Below are 15,553 nucleotides of genomic sequence, written 5' to 3'. Positions count from 1 at the left end.
ATTTAAGAGACCCGCGCGTTTTGATCCGCGCGCAATTGCTGCGTTATCTGATCTTGGGTGGCTGCAAGGATTTTCGCACGCAACCTTCTGGTATCACGGTCAACGGTGCGTGGATTTCAGGCACGCTAGATCTTAGTTTTACCCATGCGCGCGGTCCGATAGATCTCTTCAACTGCCATCTGGCCGCGCGCGCACAGATGGTGCAATTGCAGGCCGACGGATTGGCGATTGTGGGCTGCATGCTGGCAGATGGAATCAACGCGGCACGCATACAAATCGCGGGTAATCTGACCCTGAACGGAAGCAAGATAGACGGCAAAGTATCTCTATCAGGAAGTGACATCAAAGGGCACCTGTCGTGCACACAAGCGATTTTGCGCAACGTCGATGGGTCAGCGTTCAAGGCACAAGGGATGAAGGTTGCCAGCAGTGTCTTGCTTGAAGGGACCACAGCCAGCGGTCAAGTCAGCCTTTTGGGTGCCCAGATCGGCGGTCAACTTGTGGCGATTGGGACTGCATTTCATAACCCCGAAGGGCACGCGTTTAACGCTCAAAGCGCCCAGGTGCACGGCGATGTGTTCATGCGCTATGCGCAGGCCGACGGCGAGGTTAGTTTTATGGGGGCTTCCGTCGACGGTGTTCTTGATTTCAGTCATGCGACCTTGCGTGCTGGCCAAGGCGAGGCTCTGAATGCGCAACGACTGATGGTACGTGAAGGTTTCATCTGGTGCAATTTACGCGAAGTCGTAGGCGCCGTTGACCTGACCTCGGCGCATGTCGGTGATCTGTGGGATGATCCCGAAAGCTGGGCCAAATGCGATGGTCTATACCTTAGCGGGTTCATTTACGATGTGCTGCACGGCGGAATTAGTGTGCCGGATCGTCTGGCATGGCTGAAAATGGGCGCAGTGTCGCGGCGCGAATTCTACCCGCAGCCATATGAACAACTTGCCAAATTGCTGCGCGATACAGGTCACCGTTCTGACGCACGGGCGATCATGGTCGCCAAAGAAAAAGAGCAGCGCAAAGCATCAAGAACTCGTTGGCGAGGTGAAGCAGCGTGGCGGCAAGACTTGCTGAATGCCAGCCAAATGCCGAACGGTGCGCGCGCCAAAGCGATTGAAGCCTTGCAAAAACGGCGACCGAGTGACCCAGATTTGGCACGTCTGATCTTGCTGCACCCGTGCGATGGCAGCGATCTGGGCGTTGGTGCGCAAACGCTTGCCTACGCCCAACAACAATTCCGTGGCGAACAGCACTGGCACAATCTGCGGGTTTGGTGGCGCAATGCGGGCAGCCTGATTGCCGACCGGATTTTCGGGGTGGTCGTGGGGTATGGACACAAGCCAGAGCGGAGTTTCTACATGTTGCTGGCGCTGGTCTTTGTTGGCTGGGTTCTGGCGCATAATGCATGGGAAGATGGCGATTTTGCACCCACAGCTGGCCCGGTATTGATGTCGCAGAGCTGGCAAACACTCGCGACGGACCCGCGTATCGCGAACCCTGCCAAAGTGTGGTCAGACAAATATATGCTGGCCCCAGACGGCACGCCGACCCTTACGGCTGGACGCGATTATGAAACGTTCAATGCCGTGTCTTATGCTGTCGATTTGGTCGTGCCGATCGTGGCATTAGGGCAAGAGGCCGCTTGGGCACCGTCCACTACGCGTGGCCCGTGGGGCTGGTGGTTGTGGGGTGCGCGTTGGTGGCTCATCATATTTGGCTGGATTGTCACCGCAATCGGAGCGGCTGCGGTGACAGGTGTCATTCGGCGAGATTAAACGTTGAATTTCAGTGGTTTAACCTGCTGGAATAGTCCGGTATCTTCCAGCGCTTTAAGGGCTGTCGCGGGCACTGGCTCGTCGACATAAAGTAGCGCGATCGCTTCGCCTTTTGCCGCAGAACGGCCCAGCGTAAAGTTCGCGATGTTGACGTCGTTGGCACCCATTGTTGTCCCCAACGCGCCGATGATCCCGGGCACGTCTTCGTTCGTCGTATAAACCATGTGTTCGCCAATCTCGGCATCGATGTTAATGCCTTTGATCTGGATAAAGCGCGGCTTGCCGTCACTAAACACGGTACCCGCGACGGAACGTTCGCGTTTATCGGTTACCACGGTGACTTTGACATAGCCGTCAAATGTGCCGGACTTGTCTTGCTTTGTGGTCGACACTTTGATGCCACGTTCCTTGGCGATGACAGGCGCGCTGACCATGTTGGTGTCAGGGTTTGCTTTGGTCATGATGCCCGCGATGGTCGCGGCTGTCAGTGCCTTGAGATTCATCTCGCTGGCTTCGCCGTCAAACAAGATGTTGATCGCCGTGATAGGCTCGTCTGTCATCTGGCCGGTAAAGTTGCCCAAATGGCCCGACAGCTTGATCCAAGGGCCCATGATCTTGGCTTCTTCTGCAGTCACGGACGGCATGTTCAGCGCGTTTTGCACGGCACCTGTCAGCAGATAATCCGACATCTGTTCGGCAACTTGCAATGCCACGTTTTCTTGGGCCTCTGTCGTGGCTGCACCCAAATGCGGGGTGACGACCACGTTTGGCAGGTTGAACAGCGGGCTGGCTGTTGCAGGCTCGACTGCGAAAACGTCGAAAGCCGCGCCCGCAACATGTCCGTCCTTGAGCGCTTCGGCCAATGCATCCTCGTCGACCAGACCACCGCGCGCGCAGTTTACGATCCGCACACCTTTTTTCAGTTTGGCGATGTTTTCTTTGGACAGGATATTCTTGGTCTGATCCGTCAATGGCACGTGCATGGTGATGAAATCAGCGCGGGCAAGCAGTTCGTCCAGTTCCACTTTTTCGACGCCGATATCAGTGGCGCGTTCTTCGGACAGGAACGGATCATAGGCCACGACCTTCATCCGCAACCCTTGGGCGCGGTCAATTACGATCGACCCGATGTTACCTGCACCGATGACACCAAGTGTCTTACCCGTCAGTTCCACACCCATAAAGCGGGATTTTTCCCATTTGCCGGCATGCGTTGACGCGTTCGCCTCCGGGATTTGGCGGGCGACGGCCATCATTAGCGAAATCGCATGTTCGGCAGTCGTGATCGAATTGCCGAAGGGCGTGTTCATCACGATGATACCCTTTTTCGAAGCGGCCTGAATATCAACGTTGTCCACACCGATACCGGCACGGCCAATGACCTTGAGGTTGGTCGCGGCTTCGATAATCTTTTCTGTCGCTTTGGTTGCCGACCGGATCGCCAAACCATCATACTGGCCGATGATTTCAAGCAGCTTGTCTTTGTCTTTGCCCAGATCGGGCTGGAAATCCACGTCAATGCCGCGATCTTTGAAGATCTGCACAGCCGCAGGGGAAAGTTTATCAGAAATAAGTACGCGAGGAGCCATTTTACATGTCCTTTGGAACGGCTGTTAAACCGCAATAAAATTGAAAATTATTTAAGCAGTTGCAGCGATCTCGGTCTCGAACGCCCATTCCAACCAAGGCAGCATCGCCTCGATGTCAGAGGTTTCGACCGTCGCGCCACACCATATCCGCAAACCCGCAGGGGCATCACGATAAGCGCCGATATCAAGTGCGATATTTTCGGCCTCAAGTCGCTTGGCGACCGCTTTGGCGAAAGCTGCACCGTCGGTGATCCGCTCATCGGTGAACTTGAGGCACACAGATGTGTTGGAACGCGTCGCCGGATCAACCGCAAGATTTGCAATCCAAGGTTTGGCTGCGCAGAAGTTCCAGATTGCCTGCGCGTTGGCATTGGCACGGTGCATCAGTGCGTCCAAGCCGCCGATGGAACGTCCCCATTTCAGGGCAACCAGATAGTCTTCGACCGCGAGCATAGAAGGTGTGTTGATCGTCTCGCCTTTGAAAATGCCTTCGATCATTTTACCGCCTTTTGTCATGCGGAAAATCTTGGGCAGAGGCCACGCAGGGGTATAGCTTTCAAGGCGTTCGACAGCGCGAGGCGACAGGATCAGCATGCCGTGGGCCGCTTCGCCGCCCATCACTTTTTGCCAGCTGAATGTTGTGACATCCAGTTTGTCCCAAGGCAGGTCTTGGGCAAACGCAGCAGACGTCGCATCGCATAACGTCAGACCGGCGCGGTCCGCGGGGATCACATCGCCAGACACAACACGTACACCAGAGGTTGTGCCGTTCCATGTAAAGCAAACGTCGTTGTCGTAATTCAGCGCGGCCATATCGACGATCTCGCCGTATTCTGCAGTGTGGACGGTCGCGTCGATCTTTAACTGTTTGACCACATCCGTGACCCAGCCAGCGCCAAAGCTTTCCCATGCAACCATCTGCGCAGGGCGTTCGCCCAAGAGTGACCACATCGCCATCTCATATGCGCCAGTGTCAGAGGCAGGCACGATACCGATGCGGTAATCCGCAGGTACGCCCAGAATTTCGCGCGTAAGGTCGATTGCTTCGGCAAGCTTTGACTTGCCAACAGCAGCACGGTGCGACCGACCCAAGGGGGCATCGCTAAGTGCTTCAAGTTTCCAGACGGGGGGTTTGGCACAAGGGCCAGAAGAAAAACGCGGATTTGCCGGCCGCATTTGTGGTTTGCGCGCAATATCGCGCGTTGCCGAAGTCGTCATAACCATCACTGGTATCCTCACAGATAAGCGCCCTTCGTTGGGGAAGGGTGTCCCACCGCCGGACATACGGACCCCCAGTAAAAACAGCAATAGACAAAGGTACTTGTTATGCGAGTAAATGTAGCCTTTTGCAGAACGATGCAGGAACGCATGTTTCCAATTGGCACAAATCTGACACAAGGAAATCTGGTTTTGTTCCACAACACCGAGCCGCAGAATCGGGTGGCAGGCTTCATGCAATCAGCCTATTTCTGGCATGTCAGGTGGCGTCATGAGTGGCATGGCGTTGATATGGGCTGCGAATGTCAAAGGCTTGAAGCCCGCCGCCAAAATCGTGCTGATCCAGTTGGCAGACTTCCACAACAAAGAAACCGGCCAGTGCAATCCAAGCGCCAAGCGGTTGGCGGATGAATGCGAGATGGGCCGCGCCACTCTATTCCGGCATATGACGACCTTGGAGCAATCTGGCCTCGTTACGCGCCATGCCCGTGGTGATGGCGATGGTGGGCGCGGGTCCAATCAGTATGAACTGCACCTCGACATCACCCTTGGTCCCAGTTCTCGCGCTAAGGGTTGGGGGAGCGGTCCTAATGGGGTTTCGTCTCAAAATGAGACGGGGGGAAACGTCTCAAAGACGCGTGGGAAGAGTCTCACCAGTGAGACGGGGGTAGTCCCAAATCGGGACACGAACCTTACCATTGAACCTGTGAAAGAACCACCTACGCGCAGGCGCGAGGCGGCGGTGGATGATGAAGCTGAGAAGATTCTGGCGGCGTATCCACCGGACAGGGTACGTGGCAAAGCGGCCTGCCTAGCCCAGATCGAAGAGGCCAAGAAGGAAGGGATCAGGCAAGAGGACTTGCTGCAGGCCGTCCAAGCCTACGCCACCGACAGCGCAGGTTTCACCCGCTCCAAGGTCTGCTTTTCCGACAACTGGTTCCAGTCGCGGCGGTGGCAGGCCTATGTCGAGAAGCAAGCGGCAGACCGCGAAAAGACAGCAACTCTGCAAGCCGATCACCATGAACGATTGGCGTTCTGGATCAGTGATCGCAGCCCGATGTGCAAACACATTACGGTCCCACAAATCACGGCTTTGCTCGCCTCGAAACTGGTGACGCAGGCCCAAATCCAAGCCGCAGGCCTCAGATCATGATCGCTACCGATCCCACAGAAGAGCAAACAGCAAGGCGACCCATGTCATACGCTGGCGCTGCTGACACGGGACCTTGCGAGGGGCGGCAAGCCTCCCCTTCGAACCCCACCGGCGCGGGCAAACTCCGCACCAAAGAGCCGCTGACCGAGACCTTCGTCTTCCGGTGCAGCGCCGCAGAGAAGGCCCAGTTGCGCGCCAAAGCCGAGGCTGCTGGCTTACCTGCCGCCACCCTTCTGCGCGAGGCTTTAGGCCTGACCGAGGCCCGCCGTCGCAAACCCATCCCCCGCGTCGATCCGGCGCTGGTGCTGGCCGTCGGGCGCATTGGTGGCAACCTCAACCAGATTGCCCGCTGGCTGAACCGCGCGATGCTAGCGGGCCGCGTTGACCTAGACGCGCTCACCGTTGCCCGCCGCTTACTGACCATCGAGCGCCAGCTTGCCCAGATAGTCGAGGCCGCGCGCCGATGCTGATCAAGTTCTTCCGCAACGGCAATGGCGCGGGCGCTGGTCCGGTCGGCTACCTCGTCGCAGACAAGGTGCTGGCCTATGACGACAACCGCGACCCGATCCGCGATGCAGACGGCGAACCAATGACCGTCATCCGCGAGCCTCTGCCCGAGGTCCTGCGCGGCAATCCCGACCGCACCGAGGCCCTGATCGACGCCAGCCGCCACAAGTGGACCTACCGTGCGGGCGTGATCAGCTTTGCCGCCACCGACGCCCCGAGCGAGGAACAGCAGGCCGAGGTCATGGACGATTTTGAGCGTCTGGCCTTCGCGGGGCTGGACCCGACGCAATATGAAGTGCTTTGGGTCCGACATACCCACGAAGACCGCGTCGAGCTTCACTTCTGCACGCCGCGCTTGGAGCTGACCTCGGGGCGCAGCCTGAACATCGCACCGCCGGGGTATGAGAAAGCTTTTGACAGTTTGCGCGATGTCATGAACCAGCGCCACGGCTGGGCCGATCCGATGGAGCTGGAGCGTACCCAAGAGGTTCGCGACACCATCGAGACCCCAACCCGCGCCCAAGGTCGCGAAGAGCTGCATGCGTGGCTGCAGGACCAGATCAGCGTCGGCCTGATCACTGACCGCGCCACCATGATCGATGCCCTCACAGACGCAGGCTACGACCTGCCGCGCGTCGGCAAAGCATACCTGACCGCCCGCGATCCCGACACGGACGAACGCTGGCGTCTAAAAGGAGATATTTTCCATGAAAACTGGCAAGCCGACACGGCTGAGCGAGAAACTGAACGCGGAACTGGACACGATCCGGCAGGACTACGCCGCCTCGATGGCATCCCAGCTGGAGAGCTTCAGGACCGATTTGAGCACCATTGCGACCAACGCGCATCGTACAATCGAGACCGATACCCGCACCTTTCTGCGACAAAACAAGAGCTGGCTGACGATCTCGCCCTGGCTGATCACGGGGGCGTTCTTGGTGGGGATCGTCTCGATGATGGCCGCGAGCTTGCTTTGGACGCTGATGCTGGCCAGCTCGGAGATGACGGAACTGGGCCTGACGCGGATCGACAGAGAGGACGGGACTTGGCTGGTACTGGACCCGACCAAGACGCGCCTGAGGACCTGCACACTGGGCGGCAGATCAGTGACCTGCATCAAGATCGAGGAGAATTAGATGACGACACCCCTGACCGCCTTGGAACGCGACTTGCTCGCCTGCGTCGAGCGGTTGGTGACGGCCTGCGAAACCTCAGCGCGGGAATTGAACGGGTTAGAGGAACGCTCGACGACGAGGATGCAGAACCAGATGGATGGATTGGCCGCCTGCGTGTCGGTGCTCATTCAATCGCAAGTGGCGTCCGTGGCTGCGTTGCACGGCTTGCTGAACGAGGGATCGAACTACGGGAGGCTGCGCACGCAACTAGAGACCAGCTTGAAATTAGTGAAGGCCGCCGAAGTGAGGTTGAGACAGAGCTAGAGGAGCGGGAGGTCGAGATGGACCGGGGGATGACGCATTGAGCATTAGATTATGCGCTGTTTCGAAAGTTTCCATCCGCTTTGGTGGTCCGAGATCCTGACCTCCACGCGTCAAAAGAAGTTCGTTTTTAGAACTTCAGATGGTCGTGACCTTCAAGGTACGCCTCAGACGCAAAACAGAGAAACCGGAACTTCATGTAGAATGCAGCGAAGGTCTCGAAAGAGCCCAGACTTCCGGATTGCTGGATCGCAGCCAAAGTCCGCTTTCGGGCAGTGAAAACCCTTGTCCGATGAACACGGCCGATACTGAACCTTGTCCAATTGGCTGTTTACTGCAGTGCGGATTCCCTAAAGCGGACGTCGCCCGACGACGCAGATTCAGTCTTATGCTTGATACACTTATAGTTTTTTCTAGACACCACCACGATGGGGGTCATTCGCGCGAACGTCAAAATCTGCATTAGAATTCAGTCACCTCAGCACATTCAAACACCTGCGATTGTATAGACGGCGCTCTCCCGTATTTTACGATTGCCGTGTGCATAAGAATACCATTTTCAAACCTGAACAAATCGCTGCGGTCGGAATTTTCGGCAAATGCCCGAAACCCTCCATCGTCAGATGGGTTGATCCAATACGCATCATGATAGAATACACCATCTCCTGAAAAACCGCTTTCGTCCCACGTGAAATTTAGCGCGCGTCCTTCGTATACGGGTCGCATGGATCCTTCTGCGGAAAGCGATACACGGTCAAGTTCGTTGCACGCGAACGAGATTGATGCCTGTGCAGGCAGGGCTGACGACATAAGGATCAAAACGTATTTTATCATTGCCCCAGACTACAGCGCGCGGCGGTCAAATCAACGTCATGTTTGATGCGACCCAGATTGTGACACCTTATTCGCCTGTCTCCTGTACCCCGACCGAAATAATCTGCCCGATCAATGATTGCGCCGAGACCAGTGCATTGCTGTACAGTTGCAGCATATCTGGCAATGTGATGAATTCGAGTACCCAAGTCGTTCCTGATCGTTCTTGTTCATGAACCATCGCGGAATTGAGGGTGCCAGATTGTTGGGACGTGTAACCAGCGATAGTTACAAGCAATTCAGCAAGGATCGGGTTTTGCTTGTGAGGCATAGCAAACGACGTGCCCCCCGTATTCAGGGTAATATCGCCTGCTGATCGTCATGATCACCTGCGTTGTGGATTAGGCTTGCTGAAGCCGTTTGAACAGCGCTGACGTATCCCAACGCCCACCACCCATTTTCTGGACATCCTTATAGAACTGATCGACCAGTGCAGTGACGGGCAGGGATGCCCCGTTTTCGTTCGCCGTAGACAGACAAATGCCAAGGTCCTTGCGCATCCAATCCACCGCGAAACCATGTTCGAAATGATCGGCCAACATCGACTCGTATCGGTTGGACATTTGCCAGGACCCGGCAGCGCCTTGGCTGATCACCTCGACCACGGCGGCGCCATCAAGGCCCGCTTTGGACGCGAAATGCAAGGCTTCGGACAGCCCTTGGACCAAACCCGCGATGGCGATCTGGTTGCACATCTTGGTCATCTGACCTGCGCCACTGTCGCCAATGCGACGACACAGCTTGGAATAGACGTTCATGACAGGTTCGGCCCAGTCATAATCGGCCTGATCGCCGCCACACATGATCGACAATGCGCCGTTTTCAGCGCCTGCCTGACCGCCGGACACGGGTGCATCTACAAACGCGATCCCACGGTCTCTGGCGGTGGCGTAAAGCTCGGCTGTGACTGCGGCAGAAACGGTCGTGTGATCGACGAATGTACTGCCTTCTGACATGGTCGCAAACGCACCGTCAGGGCCAAGACATACGGCGCGCAGATCATCATCATTCCCCACGCAGGCCATCACCATTTCAGCGCCTTGTGCGGCTTGGGCAGGTGTTTTGCCAAAACTGCCGCCGTGCTCTGCCGCCCATTTTTCCGCCTTTGCAGTCGTGCGATTGTAAACGGTCACAGCGTGGCCCGCCTTGGCAAGATGCCCCGCCATCGGGTAGCCCATGACGCCAAGCCCCAGAAAAGTCAGTTTTGTCATCGATTTATCCATCATTGTTAAAGCTGATCCTGCGGCGTTTGACCTGCAAAGAAGGCGTCCAGATTGTCCAAAGCACGAAAACCCATGGCGTCGCGCGTGGTTCGGGTTGCGCTCCCGATATGGGGGAGCATGAAGACATTGTCGTATGACGAAAGCGCAGGGTTTCCGCCCGGTTCAACCTTGAAACAATCAAGGCCAGCCGCCGCAACATGCCCGCGATCAAGCGCCGCCATCAGCGAGTCTTCGTCGATCAATGCCCCGCGTGCGGTGTTCACAACGACCGCCCCAGCTGGCAGCATCGCAAACCGTTCAGTGTTCATCAGATTGGTTGTTTCAGGAGTGGCGGGGCAATGCAGGGACAAGAAATCCGCAACGCCCAGCAGGCTTTCAACCGTTTCATGATACGTTGCACCTTGCGCGAGATCCGCCGACAATTCGCTGCGATTATAGTAATGCACATCCATGTCGAACCCGCGTGCCTTGGCGGCAAACGCGCGCCCGACACGTCCCATGCCGATGATACCAACACGCGCACCTGTCACTTGCTTACCCACCATAAAAGCGGGCGACCAACTGTCCCAGCCGCCCGTGCGCACCAGTCGATCCCCAGCGACCGCGTGACGCGCGGCCCCCAACATCAAAAGCATCGCAAGCTCTGCGGTGGCGTCAGACAGCACATCGGGTGTGTTCGTGATTGTGATACCGCGTGCGGCCAAGGCCGGCAGATCGCAATGATCCACGCCAACAGAATGGTTCGCCACTATCTTCAATCGCGGGTCAAGCTGCGCCACCACATCGGCCGAGAAGTGTTCTGAATGGCACGGGATGATCGCATCAAACTCCGCACTTGCGGCGATGATGTCCTCGGCGGTTCCGGGCGTATCATCGTGATTGATCACAACTTCATAGTCGCGCGCGGCACGTTCCAGCGTCGCGTCAGACAGGCGGCGGGTGATCCAGAGGCGCTTTTTTGTCATTTCTTACGGATACATTCATCGTAGAAATCATAAACCGCCATACCGCAAACAACGATGGCGATGATCATGAAGGGAGATCCCCCCACAAAGCCCGCAAATCCGGTCGAGATACTTTGGGAAAGCCCGCCGATAAAAATACACAAGCCCGCCGTGCCAAACAGGCCCATTATCAACTTCGTGATGTATGACATGGTTTTTCCTTTCGTTATTCTACTGTGTCAGCAAGATGGGTTTGCAGCCAGCGCGCCGTGCGCAACAGCCGGTCGTCTTTTTCAGCGGGTCCAATCAGCTGCACGCCGATGGGCAGACCTGTTTCCCCGACCAGCATGGGCAAGCTGATGCAGGGCAATCCCGCCAGCGTCCAAAGTGTGCAAAAGATCGGATCGCCCGTACCATTACCGAACGTCGGGGCCTCACCCGCAGCCGAGGGTGCGATGATAGCATCGTAGTCCATAAAGAAGGCTCTGAAAAACCCTTCGGCAGACGTTTTGACTGCCAAGGCGTCGTCGTACTGCGTTTTCGTGATCATGCGCGCTCGGGTGATGACGGGTCTTAACGTGTCGCTGATCTGGTCCCAATGCGTCTCGAACACCTCCGCCTGATGTTGGGCGATTTCGTATTCGTGGATGGTGGCCTGAACGGCAACAAGATCAGAAAGTGTGTCCGCCGCCGCCATGCGTTCCACCGATGGCCCGAGTATTTCAATAACCGCATCAATCCCGTCCAAGGCATCGTCTGACAGGCGGTCATTGAACGGCAAATCAAACCACGCCAGCGCAGGCGTCACAGGCGCATCTGCCGCAGCGCCTGCCGACATATTCGGGCGTGGCCGCACAAAGCTGACGGCGTCGCGTTGATCATAACCGCCAATCGCGTCCGTCAGCAAAGCCACATCGGCAAGCGAGCGCCCGAAGCACCCGACCTGATCCAACGACACAGACGTTTGCAAAATCCCGTCGCGCGAAATGACACCGCGCGTGGGTTTGAACCCGAAGACACCGCAAAAAGATGCGGGCCGAATGACAGATCCGTTGGTCTGGGTCCCAATCGCCAAAGGCACATGCATTGCAGCCACAGCTGCGGCGGACCCACTCGATGAGCCGCCGGGTGTGTGATCGGGATTGTGTGGGTTGCGTGTTTCATTGGCATGCACAAACGCAAACTCGGTCGTCACGGTTTTGCCCATGATCACCGCCCCCGCCTCGCGTAGCAGTTCAACCAGACGGGCGACGTGGTCTGTCTGGCGGCCCTCAAAAATCACACTGCCGCGCTGCGTGGGCATCTTGGCGGTGTCGATGATGTCTTTAAGCGCTACAGGGATGCCGTGCAGCGGGCCCGTTGCCAGCCCCGCGATGCGGATGCGGTCACATTCAGCGGCTTGGGCAAGTGCTGCGCCTTCGTCCAAAAACGCCCATGCTTTGATCATGCCATCCGTTTCAGCAATCCGCGCAAGACAGGATTTCACCAGTTTGACCGACGAAAGACGACCTGAGGCAATGGCAGCCAGTGCCTCGGATGCTGTTAAGGTGTAGCTGTCCTTGATCACGGGATGTATGGCCCAAAGAGGTAATCAGGGAACCACAGCGCGATACCGGGGAATGCATACATCAAGCACATCGTCAGGATCACAATCCCGAGGTAAGGCATAATGCCACGGAAAATTTCCATCAGTTCGATCTGGTTCTTGAGCACCCCTTTTAGATAATAGGCCGACATGGCCATGGGCGGGGTCAGGAACGACGTTTGCAGGTTCAACGCGATCAGCATCGCAAAGAAATATGGGTTCACACCGAACACTTCGAGAAGTGGCAGGAAGATCGGCACAAAGATGATCAGGATCTCGGACCATTCCAGCGGCCAGCCCAGCAAGAAGATGATCAGCTGTGCAAGGACCAAGAACTGCCATGGCTCCATATCCAACCCGCCAACAAAATCAGCGATAATGTCGTGGCCACCGAGGTAGGAAAACACCGACGCAAACGTCCATGACCCGACGAACAACCAACAGACCATTGCGGTGGCTTTGGCCGTCAGGAACACGCTTTCTTTCAGCTTGGTCCATGTCATCGAACGGTACAGAACCGCCAAGACCATTCCACCAAGTGCGCCCATTGCGGCAGCTTCGGCAGGCGTGGCCAGACCACCAAGGATCGAGCCCAGAACCAATGCGATCAACACGGTCAATGGGACAAAAGATTTTAACAGATCAAGATAGATTTCGCGCGGCGGGGGTGGGTTTTCCATCGTCGGCTTTGGCGCCAATGCAGGGTTAAAGTACACGCGCACGATAACATAGACGATATAAAGGCCTGCCAGCAACAATCCCGGGAAGACCGCAGCCGCATAGAGGCGCAGCGGGGACAGGTCCGCAATCGCGGCATAAACGATCAACATAATCGACGGCGGGATCAGAATTCCCAAGGTCCCACCCGCACAAATCACACCTGCCGCAAAGCTTTTGTCGTAGTTGGCGTTTGCCATCGCGGGGAAGGCCAGCAAGCCCATCAGCGTCACAACCGCGCCTACGATGCCTGAGGCTGTCGAGAACACCGCGCAGGTGAGCAAGGCCGCAATCGCTAGTGAACCAGGCAGGTTTCGCGCCGCCATATAGAGCGAGAAGAACAACTTATCGACGATGTTCGCTCGTTCCACGACATAACCCATGAACAAAAACAACGGGATCGCCACGAGGATCGGGTTTTCCATGACTGAATAGGTGTTCTGGTTCACCAGGTAAAATATGTTGTTGTTGAAAATGTCGCTGAAGACCTCAACCGATCCCTCACGGTGGTAGGCATAATAGCCAAACGCGACACCCATCGCGAGCAGCGTAAAGGCGATCGGAAAACCAAGGAGAACCAGCACAATAAACAGGGCCAACATCATCAGCGCGACTTCGGGGTTTGTCATCTTTTTATCTTTCTAGAAGCGCTTGGGGCTATTTGTTGTTGTCACGGGCGAAGGAGCTGATCGTTTCAAGATCGGCGTCCGACAGAATGTCTTCGGTCTCACGCACATCGACCAGCCGCTCGGGCCACACACCGGTGCGGAATGCCATCACACAGCGCACCAGTTCGGCGACCCCTTGGAAGGCGAGCAAGAAACCGGCGATGGGGATCAATGATTTGAAGAAATAGATCTGGATACTGGCGGGGCTGTTAAAGCTCACTTCTTTGTATCGCCAGCTGTCAGATGCAATTTCCCAGCCGTACCATGCAAGGGCGAGCACACCGGGGAAGAAGAACAGAAAATAAAGGACGAAATCCAACGATGCTTGCACCTTTACAGGGAACAAGCGGTACAAGACGTCTGCGCGCACATGAGTGTCTTGGGCCAAGGCGTAAGCCCCACACATCAAGAACAAAGCGCCATACATCTGGATCATCATGTCAAATGCCCAGACAGTGGGCGAGTTGAGGACGTAACGCACGAAAACCTCGTAGGACACGGACAATGTCAGGATCAGGATGCACCAGCCAAAGGCGCGACCGACCCATAGGCTAAGTCCTTCAATTGCATGGACAAATTTCATGTGTCTGCTGCTCCCCTCACAGATCAAGCGGGCATTCTTTGCGGCCCGGCCCCAGTCATTTCAAGTGCACAATGCCCGAGCGCCAATGCGGCACCCGGACATTGTTAAACCAATTCGCAATTAAGCGAAGTAGTGATCGTATGCCAGTTTGTAGTCAGGCTGGTTGAGGTTCAGGTAACCCATCACTTCTTTTGCGTAGGTCTTCTGGGATTCCATCACGCGTGCAAAGAACGGATCCTCGCCTGCGATGCGGTCAGCAACCGTGTCCCACGCCGCCAGCTGAGCTTCGAGAACAGCCTGTGGTGTGCGGTGAACGTTCACGCCGTCCTGTTCCTGAAGCTTGATCAGGTCATCGGAATAACGCTTGGTATTGCCCCAATAGAAGCCGGAGTTTTCAGCCATAGATGCGTTGCGGATGATCGCCTGATGCTCGGGCGACAAACCGTTCCAGACGTCTCTGTTGATCGTAACCTCAAAGCACTCCTGGCTCTGGTGGTAGGATGCAAGCATGTAGTCTTTGGACACATCCTGCATACCGAAGTCACGGTCAGATGTCGGGTTGTTGAATTCGGCCGCATCGATCAGGCCGGATTTCATTGCAGGCTGGATTTCGCCACCTGGAAGCTGAACAACAGACATGCCCATTTCCAGCATAACGTCTGCCGCCAGACCAACTGTGCGGTACTTTAGACCGTTCATCTGGGACGCGTCTGTGATCTGTTCAGAGAACCAGCCAAGCGGCTGGGCTGGCATCGGCGAGTTGAAGAAGGACACAACGTTCAGCTGCAATTCGTCCATCAGTTCGTCAAACAGTTCTTGGCCACCACCAGCGTGGATCCAGCCGAGCATCTCCTGTGACGACCAGCCAAAGCAAGGGCCAGTGCCGAACAAGGATGCGGATTTGGATTTGCCGTACCAATATGCGGATACGTAGTGTGCCGCGTCCAGAACGCCGCGGTGAACCGCGTCTTGCATCTGGGATGTTTTCACAACGGAATCTACGGACAGAACTTCGATTGTCAAAGACCCGCCAGACATTTCGTTGACGCGTGCCGCAAAGGACTGTGCGTTCTCAAGGAAGATACCGCCGCCCCAGGCTGCCTGCATCTTGATGGTTGTGCCATGGCCGTCTGCAATTGCAGGTGCGGCCAATGCTGCGGCTCCGACAACAGCCGACCCGCGCAGAAATTTTCTGCGGTTGATAGTATCTTTCATAGTTCCTCCCAAGGAATGACGATCAATCACCCCAACAAGCAGGAGCAATGTATCGGTTATT

General features: G+C 56.3%; 15 protein-coding genes and 1 pseudogene. 5 read left to right on the top strand and 11 right to left on the bottom strand.

Annotated features, from left to right (window positions below):
* Positions 1–1,781, top strand: a 1,781-nt coding sequence (locus tag QZ197_RS09925) for a hypothetical protein (RefSeq protein WP_296431750.1), incomplete at its 5' end; no start/stop codon positions are given.
* Here the strand turns inward: QZ197_RS09925 and serA are convergent.
* Both serA and QZ197_RS09915 read right to left on the bottom strand, forming a co-directional pair.
* Positions 1,778–3,370, bottom strand: coding sequence for a phosphoglycerate dehydrogenase (gene serA, locus QZ197_RS09920; protein ID WP_296431749.1), 1,593 nt, complete (start codon positions 3,368–3,370; stop codon positions 1,778–1,780). The two genes, QZ197_RS09925 and serA, sit on opposite strands and share 4 nt — an antisense overlap.
* 51 nt (positions 3,371–3,421) lie before the next feature.
* The gene (locus QZ197_RS09915) at positions 3,422–4,594 is read right to left on the bottom strand and encodes a phosphoserine transaminase (protein WP_296431748.1); all 1,173 of its coding nucleotides are present in this window, start codon (positions 4,592–4,594) and stop codon (positions 3,422–3,424) included.
* Positions 4,595–4,844: 250 nt separating this feature from the next.
* Between QZ197_RS09915 and QZ197_RS09910 the strand changes: the two are divergent.
* The 4 genes and pseudogenes from QZ197_RS09910 to QZ197_RS09895 form a co-directional block, all read left to right on the top strand.
* A pseudogene (locus tag QZ197_RS09910) lies at positions 4,845–5,051 on the top strand (helix-turn-helix domain-containing protein); the annotation flags it as partial.
* A gap of 243 nt (positions 5,052–5,294) precedes the next feature.
* Entirely contained in the window at positions 5,295–5,741 is a 447-nt protein-coding gene (locus tag QZ197_RS09905; protein WP_296431751.1) for a hypothetical protein, read from the top strand.
* Positions 5,738–6,211 carry a plasmid mobilization relaxosome protein MobC gene (gene mobC, locus QZ197_RS09900; RefSeq protein WP_296431747.1) on the top strand — a complete coding sequence of 158 codons (474 nt, stop codon included), beginning with the start codon at positions 5,738–5,740 and terminating at the stop codon, positions 6,209–6,211. The genes QZ197_RS09905 and mobC overlap by 4 nt, the downstream gene beginning before the upstream one ends.
* Positions 6,205–7,728, top strand: coding sequence for a relaxase/mobilization nuclease domain-containing protein (locus QZ197_RS09895; protein ID WP_296431746.1), 1,524 nt, complete (start codon positions 6,205–6,207; stop codon positions 7,726–7,728). Before mobC ends, QZ197_RS09895 begins: the two co-directional genes overlap by 7 nt.
* Before the next feature lie 418 nt (positions 7,729–8,146).
* Here QZ197_RS09895 and QZ197_RS09890 read toward each other — a convergent pair whose 3' ends face one another.
* From QZ197_RS09890 to QZ197_RS09850, 9 genes are all read right to left on the bottom strand, one after another.
* Positions 8,147–8,518, bottom strand: coding sequence for a hypothetical protein (locus QZ197_RS09890; RefSeq protein WP_296431745.1), 372 nt, complete (start codon positions 8,516–8,518; stop codon positions 8,147–8,149).
* A gap of 67 nt (positions 8,519–8,585) precedes the next feature.
* A complete protein-coding gene (locus QZ197_RS09885) occupies positions 8,586–8,828 on the bottom strand; it encodes a hypothetical protein (RefSeq protein ID WP_296431744.1) in 243 nt (80 codons plus the stop codon).
* 70 nt (positions 8,829–8,898) lie between these two features.
* Entirely contained in the window at positions 8,899–9,768 is an 870-nt protein-coding gene (locus QZ197_RS09880; protein WP_296431743.1) for an NAD(P)-dependent oxidoreductase, read from the bottom strand.
* Between the two features lie 17 nt (positions 9,769–9,785).
* Positions 9,786–10,745, bottom strand: a complete 960-nt coding sequence (locus QZ197_RS09875; RefSeq protein WP_296431742.1) for a D-glycerate dehydrogenase — start codon at positions 10,743–10,745, stop codon at positions 9,786–9,788.
* On the bottom strand, positions 10,742–10,936 hold the full coding sequence (locus QZ197_RS09870) for a hypothetical protein (protein WP_296431741.1): 195 nt from the start codon (positions 10,934–10,936) through the stop codon (positions 10,742–10,744). Before QZ197_RS09870 ends, QZ197_RS09875 begins: the two co-directional genes overlap by 4 nt.
* A 14-nt stretch (positions 10,937–10,950) precedes the next feature.
* A complete protein-coding gene (locus QZ197_RS09865) occupies positions 10,951–12,291 on the bottom strand; it encodes an amidase (protein ID WP_296431740.1) in 1,341 nt (446 codons plus the stop codon).
* Positions 12,288–13,655: a TRAP transporter large permease subunit gene (locus tag QZ197_RS09860; protein ID WP_296431739.1), complete on the bottom strand. Its 1,368-nt coding sequence runs from the start codon at positions 13,653–13,655 to the stop codon at positions 12,288–12,290. Before QZ197_RS09860 ends, QZ197_RS09865 begins: the two co-directional genes overlap by 4 nt.
* Before the next feature lie 28 nt (positions 13,656–13,683).
* Complete coding sequence (locus tag QZ197_RS09855) at positions 13,684–14,277, bottom strand: TRAP transporter small permease subunit (RefSeq protein WP_296431738.1); 594 nt, start codon at positions 14,275–14,277, stop codon at positions 13,684–13,686.
* Positions 14,278–14,397: 120 nt separating this feature from the next.
* Positions 14,398–15,492 (bottom strand): TRAP transporter substrate-binding protein, encoded by a 1,095-nt coding sequence (locus QZ197_RS09850; RefSeq protein WP_296431737.1) that lies wholly within the window; start codon positions 15,490–15,492, stop codon positions 14,398–14,400.
* Positions 15,493–15,553: the final 61 nt, after the last annotated feature.

This window comes from Yoonia sp. (genome assembly GCF_017854415.1).
In the GTDB taxonomy this organism is placed as follows: domain Bacteria; phylum Pseudomonadota; class Alphaproteobacteria; order Rhodobacterales; family Rhodobacteraceae; genus Yoonia.
The sequence above is the reverse complement of the archived record's forward strand: the minus strand, read 5'-3'. Positions and strand labels throughout refer to the sequence as shown.

Excerpts from the sequence above, each read along its gene's own strand:
- serA (WP_296431749.1), bottom strand. The coding sequence starts at position 3,370 with ATGGCTCCTCGCGTACTTATTTCTGATAAACTTTCCCCTGCGGCTGTG.
- QZ197_RS09915 (WP_296431748.1), bottom strand. The coding sequence starts at position 4,594 with ATGGTTATGACGACTTCGGCAACGCGCGATATTGCGCGCAAACCACAA.
- mobC (WP_296431747.1), top strand. The coding sequence starts at position 5,738 with ATGATCGCTACCGATCCCACAGAAGAGCAAACAGCAAGGCGACCCATG.
- QZ197_RS09895 (WP_296431746.1), top strand. The coding sequence starts at position 6,205 with ATGCTGATCAAGTTCTTCCGCAACGGCAATGGCGCGGGCGCTGGTCCG.
- QZ197_RS09890 (WP_296431745.1), bottom strand. The coding sequence starts at position 8,518 with ATGATAAAATACGTTTTGATCCTTATGTCGTCAGCCCTGCCTGCACAG.
- QZ197_RS09885 (WP_296431744.1), bottom strand. The coding sequence starts at position 8,828 with ATGCCTCACAAGCAAAACCCGATCCTTGCTGAATTGCTTGTAACTATC.
- QZ197_RS09880 (WP_296431743.1), bottom strand. The coding sequence starts at position 9,768 with ATGACAAAACTGACTTTTCTGGGGCTTGGCGTCATGGGCTACCCGATG.
- QZ197_RS09875 (WP_296431742.1), bottom strand. The coding sequence starts at position 10,745 with ATGACAAAAAAGCGCCTCTGGATCACCCGCCGCCTGTCTGACGCGACG.
- QZ197_RS09870 (WP_296431741.1), bottom strand. The coding sequence starts at position 10,936 with ATGTCATACATCACGAAGTTGATAATGGGCCTGTTTGGCACGGCGGGC.
- QZ197_RS09860 (WP_296431739.1), bottom strand. The coding sequence starts at position 13,655 with ATGACAAACCCCGAAGTCGCGCTGATGATGTTGGCCCTGTTTATTGTG.
- QZ197_RS09855 (WP_296431738.1), bottom strand. The coding sequence starts at position 14,277 with ATGAAATTTGTCCATGCAATTGAAGGACTTAGCCTATGGGTCGGTCGC.
- QZ197_RS09850 (WP_296431737.1), bottom strand. The coding sequence starts at position 15,492 with ATGAAAGATACTATCAACCGCAGAAAATTTCTGCGCGGGTCGGCTGTT.